10 protein-coding genes are annotated in these 14583 nt (G+C 60.5%); 6 read left to right on the plus strand and 4 right to left on the minus strand.

The window, feature by feature from the left end; translation table 11 throughout:
• The first annotated feature begins 40 nt into the window (after window positions 1–40).
• Together cysK and ACM6JM_RS18980 are read left to right on the plus strand one after the other, a co-directional pair.
• Window positions 41–1015 carry a cysteine synthase A gene (gene cysK, locus ACM6JM_RS18975; protein ID WP_011332943.1) on the plus strand — a complete coding sequence of 325 codons (975 nt, stop codon included), beginning with the start codon at window positions 41–43 and terminating at the stop codon, window positions 1013–1015.
• Between the two features lie 187 nt (window positions 1016–1202).
• Window positions 1203–2141, plus strand: a complete 939-nt coding sequence (locus tag ACM6JM_RS18980) for an aspartyl/asparaginyl beta-hydroxylase domain-containing protein (protein ID WP_085700631.1) — start codon at window positions 1203–1205, stop codon at window positions 2139–2141.
• A gap of 56 nt (window positions 2142–2197) precedes the next feature.
• Here the strand turns inward: ACM6JM_RS18980 and ACM6JM_RS18985 are convergent, their stop codons facing one another.
• Window positions 2198–2398, minus strand: a complete 201-nt coding sequence (locus tag ACM6JM_RS18985; protein ID WP_074691111.1) for a hypothetical protein — start codon at window positions 2396–2398, stop codon at window positions 2198–2200.
• On the minus strand, window positions 2395–2940 hold the full coding sequence (locus ACM6JM_RS18990; RefSeq protein WP_085666758.1) for a hypothetical protein: 546 nt from the start codon (window positions 2938–2940) through the stop codon (window positions 2395–2397). Before ACM6JM_RS18990 ends, ACM6JM_RS18985 begins: the two co-directional genes overlap by 4 nt.
• Before the next feature lie 450 nt (window positions 2941–3390).
• Between ACM6JM_RS18990 and ACM6JM_RS18995 the strand changes: the two genes are divergently transcribed.
• A complete protein-coding gene (locus tag ACM6JM_RS18995; protein WP_414882336.1) occupies window positions 3391–4254 on the plus strand; it encodes a DMT family transporter in 864 nt (287 codons plus the stop codon).
• Between the two features lie 57 nt (window positions 4255–4311).
• On the opposite strand, the gene ACM6JM_RS19000 is transcribed toward ACM6JM_RS18995, so the two are convergent.
• Window positions 4312–5220, minus strand: a complete 909-nt coding sequence (locus ACM6JM_RS19000) for a DMT family transporter (RefSeq protein WP_074691112.1) — start codon at window positions 5218–5220, stop codon at window positions 4312–4314.
• A gap of 84 nt (window positions 5221–5304) precedes the next feature.
• Window positions 5305–6930, minus strand: a complete 1626-nt coding sequence (locus ACM6JM_RS19005; protein ID WP_103385768.1) for a methyl-accepting chemotaxis protein — start codon at window positions 6928–6930, stop codon at window positions 5305–5307.
• Between the two features lie 408 nt (window positions 6931–7338).
• On the opposite strand from ACM6JM_RS19005, the gene aceK reads away from it, so the two are divergent.
• From aceK to ACM6JM_RS19020, 3 genes are all read left to right on the plus strand, one after another.
• Window positions 7339–9060 carry a bifunctional isocitrate dehydrogenase kinase/phosphatase gene (aceK, locus tag ACM6JM_RS19010; RefSeq protein WP_103385767.1) on the plus strand — a complete coding sequence of 574 codons (1722 nt, stop codon included), beginning with the start codon at window positions 7339–7341 and terminating at the stop codon, window positions 9058–9060.
• 135 nt (window positions 9061–9195) lie between these two features.
• Window positions 9196–13107, plus strand: coding sequence for an ATP-dependent RNA helicase HrpA (gene hrpA / locus ACM6JM_RS19015; protein WP_414882337.1), 3912 nt, complete (start codon window positions 9196–9198; stop codon window positions 13105–13107).
• A 318-nt stretch (window positions 13108–13425) separates the two neighbouring features.
• Window positions 13426–14547 (plus strand): beta-ketoacyl-ACP synthase III, encoded by a 1122-nt coding sequence (locus ACM6JM_RS19020; protein WP_039772601.1) that lies wholly within the window; start codon window positions 13426–13428, stop codon window positions 14545–14547.
• The last annotated feature ends 36 nt before the right edge of the window (window positions 14548–14583 follow it).

Genomic DNA, 14583 nt, shown 5'->3' on the forward strand with positions numbered 1-14583 from the left:
CCTTGGAAGGCTGAATTCAACGCTGCACAAGGACCCAGCCATGAGCCGTATTTTTGCTGACAACGCCCATTCCATCGGCAACACGCCGCTGGTGCAGATCAACCGCATCGCGCCCCGTGGCGTGACCATTCTGGCCAAGATCGAAGGTCGCAACCCGGGCTACTCGGTCAAGTGCCGGATTGGCGCCAACATGATCTGGGACGCCGAAAGCAGCGGCAAACTCAAGCCGGGCATGACCATCGTCGAGCCGACCTCCGGCAACACCGGCATCGGCCTGGCCTTCGTGGCGGCCGCGCGCGGTTACAAATTGCTGCTGACCATGCCGGCCTCGATGAGCATCGAGCGGCGCAAAGTGCTCAAGGCGCTGGGCGCAGAGCTGGTGCTGACCGAGCCAGCCAAGGGCATGAAAGGCGCTATCGAAAAGGCCAACGAGATCGTAGCCAGTGACGCGGGCAAATATTTCATGCCGGCCCAGTTCGATAACCCGGCCAACCCGGCCATTCATGAAAAGACCACCGGCCCGGAAATCTGGAATGACACCGATGGCGCCATCGATGTGCTGGTGGCGGGCGTCGGCACCGGCGGAACCATCACCGGCGTGTCGCGGTATATCAAGAATACGGCAGGCAAACCGATTCTGTCGGTGGCGGTGGAGCCGGTGTCTTCGCCGGTGATTACCCAGGCGCTGGCAGGTCAAGAAATCAAGCCGAGCCCGCACAAGATTCAGGGCATCGGCGCCGGTTTTGTGCCGAAGAACCTTGATCTGTCGATGGTTGACCGGGTCGAGCTGGTGACGGATGACGAGTCCAAAGCCATGGCCCTGCGCCTGATGCAGGAGGAAGGGATCCTGTGCGGGATTTCCTGTGGTGCGGCCATGTCGGTGGCGGTGCGCCTGGCGGAAACTCCGGAAATGCAGGGCAAGACCATTGTGGTGGTGCTGCCCGACTCCGGTGAGCGTTATCTGTCGAGCATGCTGTTCAGTGATCTGTTCACCGATCAGGAGAACCAGCAGTAAGGGGTGCGTTGATTCAGGTCAGCCAGGGTTCAGGATCGTTATGTTAATAAGTGCTTTGTTGCGCAATTCTTAACACTGAATCTTGAGTCGGGCGGGTTTTTCCCGGAGCCGGTAGTGTTTATCATGGCCGGCCGCCATCTCGGGTAAATGACATGGCGTGGCGTTGTCTTATTTCAAGGAGTTGTTGATGACCTTTTCGTTAGCCGCCAAGGTGTCGGTGTTGCTGCTGTTTGTGGGCAGCATCCTCTACGTGCATTTGCGCGGCAAGGCGCGTTTGCCGGTGCTGCGGCAGTTCGTCAACCACTCGGCGCTGTTCGCCCCCTATAACGCCCTGATGTATCTGTTCTCGGGTGTGCCGTCCAAACCATATCTGGATCGCAGCAAGTTTCCGGAGCTGGACGTGTTGCGTGATAACTGGGAAACCATTCGCGACGAAGCCATGCATCTGTTCGACGAGGGTTATATTCGCGCCGCCGAGAAGAACAACGACGCCGGTTTCGGCTCGTTCTTCAAAAAGGGCTGGAAGCGTTTCTACCTCAAGTGGTACGACAAACCGCTGCCATCGGCCGAAACCCTGTGCCCGAAAACCGTGGCGCTGGTCAGTGCCATCCCCAACGTCAAAGGCGCGATGTTCGCGCTGTTGCCGGGCGGCAGCCATTTGAACCCGCACCGCGATCCGTTCGCCGGTTCCCTGCGTTATCACCTTGGTCTGTCAACGCCAAACTCCGACGATTGCCGAATCTTCGTCGACGGGCAGGTCTACGCCTGGCGCGACGGTGAAGACGTGATGTTCGACGAGACCTACGTGCATTGGGTAAAGAACGAAACCGAACAGACCCGCGTCATCCTGTTCTGCGACATCGAGCGGCCGCTGAGCAACCGCCTGATGACCCGCATCAACCGCTTCATCAGCGCCTGGCTGGGCCGTGCCACGGCACCGCAGAACCTCGACGACGAGCGTGTTGGCGGGATCAACCAGGCTTATGCGTGGAGCAAGAACTTCAGCGACAAGTTCAGCGGTAAGGTCAAGCAGTGGAAACGCCGTAATCCAAAAGCCTACCGCGTGATGCGGCCAGTGCTGGCGGTGGTGGTGCTGACGTTGCTGGGGTATTGGCTGTTTGGTTGAGGCTGGAATTAAAAGCATAAAAAACCGCTCGTTTGAGCGGTTTTTTGTTTTCGGAATCAGGGACGGCCAGCAAGTAAGCTTGGTTCATCGATAGCGGTGCCGGTTGCAATGATCTGTAAGAGCCGTCTTTGACTGGCTGTCAGAACCGCCGGATCAGATTCACCCCTTATTGCATGCGCTTTTTTCTTTCTGGGGGATTTTTTTATTTCTTTGCGCATATTCACACCGTGGTTGATCAATATTTGAGCGTTTTTCACAATACTAGGCTCCCTACTGTTTTGACAAGGCGACCCTCGTTATCCAAACCGAAGCCGAGTTGTTCGTAAATTGGTATTGCTCCCTGGAATGGTTCTTGAGCCTCGATCAAGCTACTGCCAATGATGCGGGCGTATTGCTCAATTGCCAGAACGGATAGCGGTGCAACACGGTTTTTCAATGGATGTGTTTCTCTTGGCCGCCCCTCCAGTCGTACGATTCGGATGCGTTGTCGACTTTTATTCGGGTTGGCAAAGCAAAGTCCGCACAGTTCAGATTCAAACCAGATTGCGATGTCGAGAGCGAGAGGTTCGCACGCTTTCCATCCAATGACTTCTTCCCATGAAAAATGCGGGCTCTCCCAACACTCAAAAGCACTCAGCGCCAACGAGTCGATGGGTTCGAAACGTACTTTCGAAAGGTCAAGCGTTGTGGGGCCAGCCATCTCCAGGTCAATCTGGAGTTGAGTCGTGGCAAGGCGGGCAAGCTTCCTGGCTTGCGATTTGTACAACTGATACCGCAGATGATTCCGTTCCCTTGGCATATGATCTCGCGCATTCCATGTCCCCCATCAATGGTCGTTGCAATTGCAAACGAGCCTATGCGCCTGCCTCCTGCCTGTCGCTACTGGCCCTTTGTCCAAGTCGTTGCAATCCATGTCGCGGGCTGGTTATAGTCGGCGCTCGTGAGTCGTATGACTCACCTTTCAACCCTTCAAAAAAGATCAGCCCAGATGCCTGCATCCCTCATCAACGCGGTAGTCGATTCAGCGGTCAACGCTGGCGTCGTGCCGTGCGGGAATCAGCAGCCTGTGCAGATCAGTCATTACCCTCCACCTGTCAGTAGCACGCCGGTGTGCGCAGTCGTATCACCGCCGGGCGTTGGTGTTTCGGGCTGATCGGCGTTTTCTGCTGACCCCTGTGCCCGCCTGAAAAAACCTACTGAATTTCAGCTTCGGCTGAGTTGGCTATTTGCCTGACTACAGGTGGTATTCATGTTTGTCCTTTCGAAAAAATCCGCGCTCGCGGCGGCGTCCACGAGCCTGTTCGTTCTGCTGTGGAGCAGCGGGGCGATCTTCTCCAAGTGGGGGCTGGCCCACGCTTCGCCTTTTGCCTTTCTGCTGATCCGTTTTGTGATTGCACTGTGCGGGTTGGTGCTGCTGGCACCGTTGCTCAAGTTGAAACTGCCCAAGGGCGGCAAGCCGGTGCTGTACGCGATGGCCACCGGTGTGGTGCTGTTGGGGGCTTATCAGATCTTCTATCTGCTGGCGCTGGATCTGAAAGTCACGCCCGGGGTGATGGCGACCATCATGGGCGTGCAGCCGATTCTCACGGTGGTGATCATGGAGCGGCAGCGCTCGGCGAGTCGGATGTTTGGGCTGGCGTTGGGATTGGCCGGTCTGATCATGGTGGTTTACCAGGGCATCGGCCTGGCCGGGATGTCGCTCGCTGGAATGTTGTTCGGGCTGCTGGCGTTGGCGAGCATGACCTTCGGCTCGATCATGCAGAAGCGCATCACCGACAATCCCCTCGGCACGCTGCCGGTGCAATACCTGGCCGGTCTGCTGCTGTGCGGGATCTTCGTGCCGTTCCAGCCGTTCCACTTTGAGCACAGCGCCGGCTTCATCGTGCCGGTGTTGTGGATGGGGCTGGTGGTTTCCGTGCTGGCGACGTTGCTGCTGTATCGACTGATCGCCCGGGGCAATCTGGTGAATGTCACCAGCCTGTTCTATCTGGTGCCGGCCGTGACGGCGGTGATGGACTACCTGATCTTCGGCAATCGCCTGGCGGCGTTGAGCGTGCTGGGGATGCTGTTGATCATCGTCGGTCTGGTGTTCGTGTTCCGTAAATCGGCCTAATAGCCGCGCATGAAAAAGGCCCGGGAGGAAACTCCCGGGCCTTTGTGCATCTGTGAATCAGCGAGTGGCGATTTCTGCCGGTTTCACCACAGCGGGTTTCAGCACCAGCCACAGCGCAATGGCGATCAATACCCCGCCATACAAGTGGGCCATCGACAGCGGCTCATCGAGAAACAGCGCCCCCCACAATACGCCGAATGGCGGAATCATGAAGGTCACGGTCATCGATTTCACCGGCCCGATGGAACTCAGCAGGCGGAAGTAAATGATGTAGGCAAACGCAGTGCAGCCCAGCCCAAGGCCCAACAGCGACAGCCAGACATTCCAGCCACCCCAGCTCACCGGCGGCGCAGTGATGACGCTGTAACCGAACAGCGGCAACAGAAACAGGGTCGCACCGAGCATGCTGCCCAGCGCCGACAGACGACTGTCGAGCCCGCCGGCCTGATCCAGCCAGCGTCGGGCGAGAAACCCGGCGAAGCCGTAGCAGGTGGTCGCGAGCAGGCAGGCGACCGCGCCCATCAGCAGGTGCAGATCGAACGCGACCGGGCCGGCGCGGGTCAGCACGCCCACCCCGAGCAGGCCGAGGAACACCCCGGCGAGTTTGGCCAGCGTGAGTTTTTCACTGAAGAACAACCCGCCGATCAACACGCCCATCAACGGCGTGGTGGCATTGAAGATTGCGGAGTACCCGGCCGGAAGCACCTGGGCGGCGACCGAATACAGCGTCGCCGGCACGCCGGAGTTGATCACGCCGAGCAACATCACAGTCTTGAGCTTGCCTTTGAAATCCCAGCTGATGCGCATCAGCCCGAGGATGACCAGCAAGCCGACGGCGGCGATTGAAACGCGGAAGAATCCGGTCGGAACCGTACCGATCGCGGGAGCGATGATGCGCATGAACAGGAAGCTCGCGCCCCAGATGGCAGCCAGCGACAACATGCGGAAAATATCGACAGGGCTCACGGGCCACTCCTTCCTTGATCGGGACGAGAGTGTTGCCGAGGGCCCCGGCGATGGCAACCGCTAATCGGGCATTTAATTGTCTGATCAGATCACGAAGCGCGTGACCAGTGCGTTCAGGTCGACGGCCAGGCGCGACAGTTCCTGACTGGCGGCAGACGTCTGGGTGGCGCCGGCAGCAGTCTGGGTCGACAGATCGCGGATGGTCACCAGGTTTTCGTCGACTTCCCGGGCCACCAGCGCCTGCTGCTCGGCGGCGCTGGCGATCACCAGGTTGCGCTGGTTGATCTGCGAAATCGACGCGGTGATTTTCTCCAGAGCCTGGCCGGCGCTGTTGGCCCGGCGCAGGGTGTGGCTGGCCTGCTCGGCGCTGTTTTGCAAGGCGCCGACGGTGGCACTGGTGCCTTGCTGAATGCTGCTGATCATCAGCTCGATTTCTTCGGTGGAGTTCTGCGTGCGCTGGGCCAGCGAACGGACTTCATCGGCAACCACTGCGAAGCCACGTCCGGCCTCGCCGGCGCGCGCGGCTTCAATCGCAGCGTTCAGAGCCAGCAGGTTGGTCTGCCCGGCGATGCCGCGAATCACCTCCAGCACCTTGCTGATGTCCTGAGCCTGAGTCGCAAGGCCCTCGGCCTGTTCGGATGCGCCGAGCACGGCGCTGACCAGTTCCTGAATCGAGCTGATGGTCTCGCTGACCTGCACATGCCCGTGCTTGCTGTCCTCGTTCGACGCTTCGGAGGCCTGGGCACTGGACACCGCATTGGCGGCCACTTCATCCACCGCCGTGCTCATCTCGGTGACCGCCGTGGCGGCCTGCTCGATCTGGTCATTTTGCTGTTGCAGGCCGCGGGTGCTCTGTTCCATCACCGAACTCATTTCCTCGGCGGCGGAGGCCAGTTGCTGGGCCGACTCGCTGATGCCGCGAATGGTCGAACGCAGATTGCCCTGCATCTCGGCCAGAGCCGTGAGCAACTGCGCCGCTTCATCACGACCGTCGCTGTCGATGCGACCGCTGAGGTCTCCCGAAGCAATCCGCCGTGCGACGTTCAGCGCCTGATTGATCGGCGTGGTGATGCTGCGTGTCAGCAACCAGGCCAGCAACAACGTGGCAATCAGGGCGATAACGATGATCGTGGCGACGATCCACAGCGCCTGCTGGTACATCGCCGCCGCGGACTTGGCGGCGGCATCCGCACCTTGCTGATTGAGGCTGATCATTTGCTCCAGCGTCTTGTCGAGCACCGTGCCCTGGGGCGCCAGTTCAGTGCTCAGGCGCGCGTAGGCTTGTTCGTTTTGTCCGGCATCAAGCTGTTTGATGATCTGGTCGAGGATGCTCAGGTACTTGGCGGTGTCGGCGCCCAAGCCTTCCAGCATCGCCCGTTCCTGATCGTTGGCAATCAGGGCCTTGTGATCGTCGAGGCGCTTGAGCAATTCCTGACGTTGCGCCGTGAGAAGGCCCTTGCTGCGTTCGCGAACGGCAGCCTGAGTACTGGTGATCAGGCGCAGGGATTCGAGACGAATACTGGCAATGTTCGCCGCTGCGTCATGGATGCTTTCGATGCTGGGCATCCACGATTCCTCGATCACCGCCGCGCTCTCGCGCAAGGTTTTCATCTGGCCCAGACCAAACAGGCCGACCACCAGCAGCAGACAGGCCAGAACGGCAAAACACAAACTGGCGCGCAAACCGATGCGCAGATTCCGGATAGACATCAATGTGCTCCTTGGGGATTGGGGGAGAGGTCGTCCTCGTGGGCCGAGGATCTTGTTGTGAGGCGGGTGATGGCGGGGTGTATATCAAAGTGCCACTATCTTGGTAAGGCCAGTCGCTGACGGGAATGGGCAGGCATGAACAACTCGGGCAAAAGCGCGGGCTAGAGATGTCGCCGCTGAATTGGATCCGAAACCCAGAGAAGACGCGGGCTGGCGCCCAGTGGTGGGGGGAACCGAAGTGGGTATTTATTGACCGAACGGTCGATTAAAAAAAACTTTGATAAAAACTGTGTCGCTGTACAACCCGCAAGAGCATTTGGCAGAAATTGCGCTTCTCCTGCGCCCGCTTCCGTGGCTAAGCTCAGGCCTTCGAGCACAGATTCTCCAATTCCCGCAGAGGTCTCATCTATGCCGCAGCAATGGCCAGCCACCGACATCGCCCGTCTGATCCTCGATGGCTTTGACGATTACCGCGAGCATTTCCGGCGGATCACCGACGGCGCCCGGGAGCGCTTCGAGCAGGCCCGCTGGCAGGACACGCAAACGGCGTCGGCGGCGCGGATCAACCTCTACGAAGAAAAGGTCGGTGAAACCGTCGCCCGTCTGCGCGAGTACTTCGAGCCGGACACCTTGATGGACGTCACCTGCTGGCCGCTGGTGAAAAGCGCCTACATCAGCATCATCGACCTGCGCTTCGACGATGAACTGTCCGAGACCTGGTACAACTCGATTTTCTGCGGCCTGTTCAGCCACGACCTGATCAGCGACGGCTGCATGTTCATCCACACCACGCGCCCGAGCCTGCGCCGCGCAAGGGCCGCACAGACCCGCACCTACAAGCCCCAAGGGCAGATCTCGGGCATGCTTGCGAGCATCTTTGCCGATTATCGCTTCAACGAGGCCTACGCCGATCTGCCCGGTGACTTGCATCGCCTGGAAGCGCAACTGCGCGAGAACCTGCCGGACTGGGTGTGCAAGGACCCGGAACTGAGCGTCGAGCTGTTTTCCTCGGTGCTGTACCGCAACAAGGGCGCGTACCTGGTCGGGCGGATCTACACCAACGACGATCAGTGGCCGCTGGTGATTCCGCTGCTGCACCGCGAAGGGCGCGGGATTCAGATCGACGCATTGATCACCGACGAAGCGGAGGTGTCGATCATCTTCTCCTTCACCCGTTCGTATTTCATGGTGGATGTGCCGGTGCCGGCGGAGTTCATCGGTTTCCTCAAACGCATCCTGCCGGGCAAGCACATCGCCGAGCTGTACACCTCGATCGGTTTCTACAAGCACGGCAAATCCGAGTTCTACCGCGCCCTGATCAATCACCTGGCCAACACCGATGACCAGTTCATCATGGCGCCGGGCGTGCGCGGCATGGTCATGAGCGTGTTCACGCTGCCGGGCTTCAACACCGTGTTCAAGATCATCAAGGACCGTTTCTCCCCATCGAAAAACGTCGACCGCGCCACGGTGATCGAGAAATACCGACTGGTGAAAAGCGTCGACCGGGTCGGGCGCATGGCCGATACCCAGGAATTCGCCGACTTTCGTTTTCCCCTGAGCAAATTCGAGCCGGCGTGCCTGGCGGAACTGCTGGAAGTCGCGCCGTCCACGGTGTCGCTGGAAGGTGAAACCGTGCTGATCCGCCACTGCTGGACCGAGCGCCGGATGACCCCGCTCAACCTCTATCTGGATAACGCCAACGAAGCCCAGGTGCGCGAAGCGCTGGAGGATTACGGGCTGGCGATCAAGCAACTGGCGGCGGCCAACATCTTTCCCGGCGACATGCTGCTGAAGAACTTCGGCGTCACCCGCCATGGCCGGGTGGTGTTCTACGACTACGACGAGATCTGCTTTCTCACCGAAGCCAACTTCCGCCACATTCCGGCACCGCGTACGCCGGAGGACGAAATGGCCTCCGAGCCTTGGTATTCGATCGGGCCTCTGGATGTGTTTCCCGAGGAATTTCCGCCGTTCCTGTTTGCCGATGCAGCGCAGCGCAAGCTGTTCGATCAGTTGCATGGCGAGTTGTACAACGCCGATTACTGGAAGGGATTGCAGGAGGCGATTCGGGCGGGGAAAGTCATCGATGTCTTTCCATATCGGCGAAAGGGCCTTGATAACGAATAAAGCAGCCGCGAGCCGCAAGCTACAAGCCTCAAGTCAAAGACCGCATTCAACTTGCGGCTTGTAGCTTGCCGCTTGTAGCTGCTTTTCTGCGACAATCGCGTCCTTGCGCCACTAGACGACCGAATTGCGTACCCGATGACCGACGAATCGCCCTCCATCGACAAACTGCTGAAAAACCTCGATCACGCCATGCTCGCCGACCGCCACCGGCTGCGGCGGCAGTTGCTTGAGCTGCGCAAGAAACCCGACGAGGCCAAGCTGGCCCAGTGGGTGGCGCGCATGCAGGCGTCCTGCGATCAGGTGCTGGCGCGCAAGGCCAGCCTGCCGGTGATCCGTTACGACGACAGCCTGCCGATTGCGGCCAAGCGTGACGAAATCAAGAAGGCCCTGGAAAAGCATCAGGTGCTGATCATCGCCGGTGAAACCGGCTCGGGCAAAACTACCCAGTTGCCGAAAATCTGCCTGGAAATCGGTCGCGGCCAGCACGGTTTGATCGGCCACACCCAGCCTCGGCGGATCGCAGCGCGCAGCGTGGCCAGCCGGGTCGCTGAAGAACTCGGCACGCCGCTGGGCGCGCTGGTCGGCTATCAGGTGCGCTTCGAAGACCAGAGCGATTCCAATACCCTGATCAAACTGATGACCGACGGCATCCTGCTGGCGGAAACCCAGAACGATCGCTACCTCGAACGCTACGACACGATCATCGTCGACGAAGCCCACGAACGCAGCCTCAACATCGACTTCCTGCTCGGTTACCTGAAAACCCTGCTGCCGCGTCGCCCGGATCTGAAAGTCATCATCACTTCGGCGACCATCGATCTGGAGCGCTTCTCCAAGCATTTCGACGATGCGCCGATTGTCGAAGTGTCCGGCCGCACCTTCCCGGTTGAAACCTGGTATCGCCCGCTGACGCTCGAGCAGGACGAAGAAGGCAACCGCGTCGAGGACGACCTGACTGTCGATCAGGCGATCCTCGCCACCCTCGACGAAATCGCCGCCTATGAGCGCAGCGAGCGCCGCAGTCCCGGTGATGTGCTGGTGTTCCTGCCCGGCGAGCGCGAGATCCGCGACGCCGCCGACATGCTGCGCAAGGCCCAGCTCAAACACACCGAAATCCTGCCGTTGTACGCGCGCCTGTCGCCGGCCGAGCAGCAGCGGATCTTCCAGTCCCATCCGGGGCGTCGCGTGGTGCTGGCGACCAACGTTGCCGAAACTTCCCTGACCGTGCCGGGCATCCGTTACGTGATCGACAGCGGCACCGCGCGCATCAGCCGCTACAGCTACCGCGCCAAGGTCCAGCGACTGCCGATCGAAGCGATTTCCCAGGCCAGTGCCAACCAGCGTAAAGGTCGTTGCGGCCGGGTCGAGCCGGGTATCTGCGTGCGCTTGTACAGCGAAGAGGATTTCCTCGGTCGCCCGGAATTCACCGATCCGGAAATCCTGCGCACCAACCTCGCGGCGGTAATCCTGCAGATGCTCCATCTGCGCCTCGGCGAGATCACCGATTTTCCGTTCATCGAGCCGCCGGACGGCAAGGCGATCAGCGACGGTTTCAACCTGCTGCAGGAATTGTCGGCGGTGGATCGCAACAGTCAGCTGACCCCGCTCGGTCGCCAACTGGCGCGCCTGCCGGTGGACCCGCGAATGGGCCGCATGCTGCTGGAAGCGGCGAAACTTGGCAGCTTGCAGGAGGTGCTGATCGTCGCCAGTGCCATGTCGATTCAGGACCCGCGCGAGCGTCCGCCGGAGCGTCAGCAGGCCGCTGACCAGGCCCACGCTCAGTGGAAGGACGCCGATTCGGACTTCGCCGGGCTGGTCAATCTGTGGCGCGGTTTTGAAGAGCAGCGCCAGGCGCTGACCGCCAGCCCGCTGCGCAACTGGTGCCGCAAGAATTTCCTCAACTACCTTCGGCTGCGCGAGTGGCGCGATTCCCACCGTCAGTTGAGCCTGATCTGCCGCGACTTGCAGCTGAGCCTGAACAAAGAACCGGCGGATTATCCGAAATTGCACAAAGCGGTGCTGGTCGGCCTGCTCAGCCAGATCGGCCAGAAAACCGAGGACGGCGACTATCTTGGCGCCCGTCAGCGGCGGTTCTGGATTCACCCATCGTCGGGCATCGGCAAGAAACGCCCGCAGTGGGTGATGACCGCCGAACTGGTGGAAACCACCAAGCTTTATGCGCGGATGGTGGCGAAGATCGACGCCGACTGGATCGAGCCGCTGGCCGGGCACCTGATCAAGAAAAACCACTTCGAACCGCACTGGGAGAAGAAGCGCGGGCAGGTTGTGGCGTTCGAACAGATCACCCTGTTCGGCCTGATCGTGGTCGGTCGTCGACCGGTGCATTATGGCCCGGTGGATCCGGTGGTATCGCGCGAGTTGTTTATTCGTGAAGGCCTGGTGCGGGGCGAGATTCAATCGAAAGCCAAGTGCCTGAGCGCTAACAAGCAATTGCTCGAACAACTCGACGAACTGGAAGCCAAGGCTCGTCGTCGGGACATTCTGGCCGACGAGGAAACCCTCTACGCGTTCTACGACGCGCGTTTGCCGGCGGAGATCCACCAGACCGCGACCTTCGACAGCTGGTATCGGGTCAACAGCCAGAAAGACCCGCAACTGCTGATCATGCGCGAGGAAGACGTGCTGGCTCGCGAGGCCAGTGAAGTCACCGCCCAGCATTACCCGGACACGCTGCACATCGGCGATCTGGAACTGGCCCTGAGTTACCACTTCGAACCGAATCACCCGCGCGACGGTGTGACCCTGCGAGTGCCGGCGCCGCTGTTGCCGATGCTGCCGCCGGAGCGCCTGGAATGGCTGGTGCCGGGACTGATCGAGGCCAAGTGCATCGCGCTGGTGCGCAACCTGCCCAAGGCCTTGCGCAAGAACTTCGTGCCGGTGCCGGACTTCATCAAGGCCGCGCTGCAACGCATGACCTTCGCCGAAGGTTCGTTGCCGCAAGCGCTGGGTCGCGAACTGCTGCGCATGACCGGCGCGCGGGTCAGCGATGAAGCCTGGGCCGAAGCGACGCAGCAGGTCGAAAGCCACCTGCGGATGAACCTGGAAATCGTCGACGGGCAAGGCAAGTTCCTTGGCGAAGGCCGGGATCTGGCCGAACTCACTGCACGTTTCGCCGAAGCCAGCCAGGCCGCGTTGGCCGTGCCGCAAAGTGCGAAGAGCCAGCAACCGGTGGAGGCCAAGGTCTTCGCGCCGGTGGCGGAAAAGACTCAGCAGAAGATCGCCGGGCTGTCGATGACGGTCTATCCGGCGCTGGTGGAAGAGGGCGGTACGGTCAAGGAAGGTCGTTTCTCGACACCGGCCGAAGCCGAATTCCAGCATCGCCGCGCCTTGCAACGTCTGCTGCTGCAGCAACTGGCCGAACCGGCGAAGTTCCTGCGCGGCAAGTTGCCGGGCCTGACCGAACTGGGCCTGCTGTACCGCGAACTGGGGCGGGTCGATGCGCTGGTCGAAGACATTCTGTTGGCCAGCCTCGACAGCTGCATTCTCGAGGGCGAAGACCCGTTGCCGCGTGATGGCGCAGGTCTGGCGGCACTGGCCGAGCGCAAGCGCGGCAGCTGGACCGAACACGCCGAGCGCGTGGCACGCCTGACGCTGGAAATCCTCAAGCTCTGGCACGGTCTGCAAAAACGCTTCAAGGGCAAGATCGACCTGGCTCAGGCGGTGGCGCTTAACGACATCAAGCAGCAGCTCAGCCATCTGGTGTATCCGGGCTTCGTCCGGGAAACGCCGATGCTCTGGCTCAAGGAGTTGCCGCGTTACCTGAAAGCGGTCGAGCAGCGTTTCGAGAAGCTGGGCGCGCAGGTGCAGAAGGATCGGGTCTGGAGCGGCGAACTCGCCGGCCTCTGGACGCAATACCAGACCCGCGCGGCCAAGCATGCGCAGGAAGGCAAACGCGATCCGCAGCTCGAGCTGTATCGCTGGTGGCTGGAGGAGTACCGGGTTTCGCTGTTCGCCCAGCAGTTGGGGACGAAAGTACCGATCTCCGACAAGCGGCTCAACAAGCAATGGACGCAGGTCGAACCCTAGCGAGTGCCTGATCGCTCCCACGCTCTGCGTGGTAGCGCTTCCCCGGACGCTCTGCGTCCGTTTTTGGGACGCGGAGCGTCCCTGGCTGCATTCCCACGCGGAGCGTGGGAACGATCAGCAAAAGGCGCCAAAAGCCAAGGTTTATGGCAAACTTCGCGCCTATAAACGCCGGCCCCGCGGTTTTGAGCCTTCTCAACTGCGGGCGAGGTCGGAATAAAGCGATGCCAGGTTTTTGCGTCCCTGATACGGGAATGGACCCTTTGCGTGTTGGCACGTCGGTGCCAGCACTTTCTGCCTGAACAGATTAGAGAAACGACCATGCATAACGTCGTCATCAGCGGCACCGGCCTGTACACCCCGGCCAACAGCATCTCCAACGAAGAGCTGGTGCAGTCTTTCAATACCTACGTCGCCCAGTTCAATGCGGACAACGCCGAAGCCATCGCCAACGGCGAAGTCCAGGCCCTGACCGAGTCCAGCGCCGCGTTCATCGAAAAAGCTTCCGGCATCAAGAGCCGCTTTGTCATGGACAAGGACGGCATCCTCGACCCTGCGCGCATGGCGCCACGCCTGCCGGAGCGTTCCAACGACGAATGGTCGGTGCTCTGCCAGATGGCCATCGGCGCTGCCGAACAAGCCCTGCAACGTGCCGGCAAAACCGCCGCCGACATCGACGGCGTGATTGTCGCCTGCTCCAACCTGCAGCGCGCCTACCCGGCCATCGCCATCGAAGTCCAGGAAGCGCTGGGCATCCAGGGTTTCGGTTTCGACATGAACGTGGCCTGCTCGTCGGCGACCTTCGGCATCCAGCAAGCGGCCAACACCGTGCAACTGGGTCAGGCCCGGGCGATCCTGATGGTCAACCCGGAAGTCTGCACCGGTCACCTGAACTTCCGTGACCGCGACAGCCACTTCATCTTCGGTGACGCGGCCACCGCCGTGATTATCGAGCGCGCCGATCTGGCCACCTCCAAGCACCAATTCGACGTGGTCAGCACCAAACTGCTGACCAAGTTTTCCAACAACATCCGCAACAACTTCGGCTTCCTCAATCGCGCGGCGGAAGAGGGCATCGGCGCCCGCGACAAACTGTTCGTGCAGGAAGGCCGCAAGGTGTTCAAGGATGTCTGCCCGATGGTCGCCGAACTGATCGGCGAACATCTGGAAGAGAACAAGCTCAACGTCGGTGACGTGAAGCGCTTCTGGCTGCACCAGGCCAACCTGAGCATGAACCACCTGATCGTGCGCAAGTTGCTGGGCCGCGAGGCCACCGAAGAAGAAGCCCCGGTGATTCTCGACACCTACGCCAACACCAGCTCCGCCGGTTCCGTGATCGCGTTCCACAAATATCAGGACGATCTGGCGGCCGGTTCGCTGGCGGTGCTGAGTTCGTTCGGTGCCGGTTACTCGATTGGTAGCGTGATTCTGCGTAAACGCTAAGAGCGAGTTCATTTCCTCTTAATCGCGCTGACGTTT

It is taken from the genome of Pseudomonas sp. IT-P2 (assembly GCF_949767575.1).
GTDB lineage: Bacteria > Pseudomonadota > Gammaproteobacteria > Pseudomonadales > Pseudomonadaceae > Aquipseudomonas > Aquipseudomonas pharyngis.

Coding starts and splice junctions, on each gene's coding strand:
- ACM6JM_RS18980 (WP_085700631.1), top strand. CDS start 1,203: ATGACCTTTTCGTTAGCCGCCAAGGTGTCGGTGTTGCTGCTGTTTGTG.
- hrpA (WP_414882337.1), top strand. CDS start 9,196: ATGACCGACGAATCGCCCTCCATCGACAAACTGCTGAAAAACCTCGAT.
- ACM6JM_RS18990 (WP_085666758.1), bottom strand. CDS start 2,940: ATGCCAAGGGAACGGAATCATCTGCGGTATCAGTTGTACAAATCGCAA.
- ACM6JM_RS19020 (WP_039772601.1), top strand. CDS start 13,426: ATGCATAACGTCGTCATCAGCGGCACCGGCCTGTACACCCCGGCCAAC.
- ACM6JM_RS19005 (WP_103385768.1), bottom strand. CDS start 6,930: ATGTCTATCCGGAATCTGCGCATCGGTTTGCGCGCCAGTTTGTGTTTT.
- ACM6JM_RS18995 (WP_414882336.1), top strand. CDS start 3,391: ATGTTTGTCCTTTCGAAAAAATCCGCGCTCGCGGCGGCGTCCACGAGC.
- cysK (WP_011332943.1), top strand. CDS start 41: ATGAGCCGTATTTTTGCTGACAACGCCCATTCCATCGGCAACACGCCG.
- aceK (WP_103385767.1), top strand. CDS start 7,339: ATGCCGCAGCAATGGCCAGCCACCGACATCGCCCGTCTGATCCTCGAT.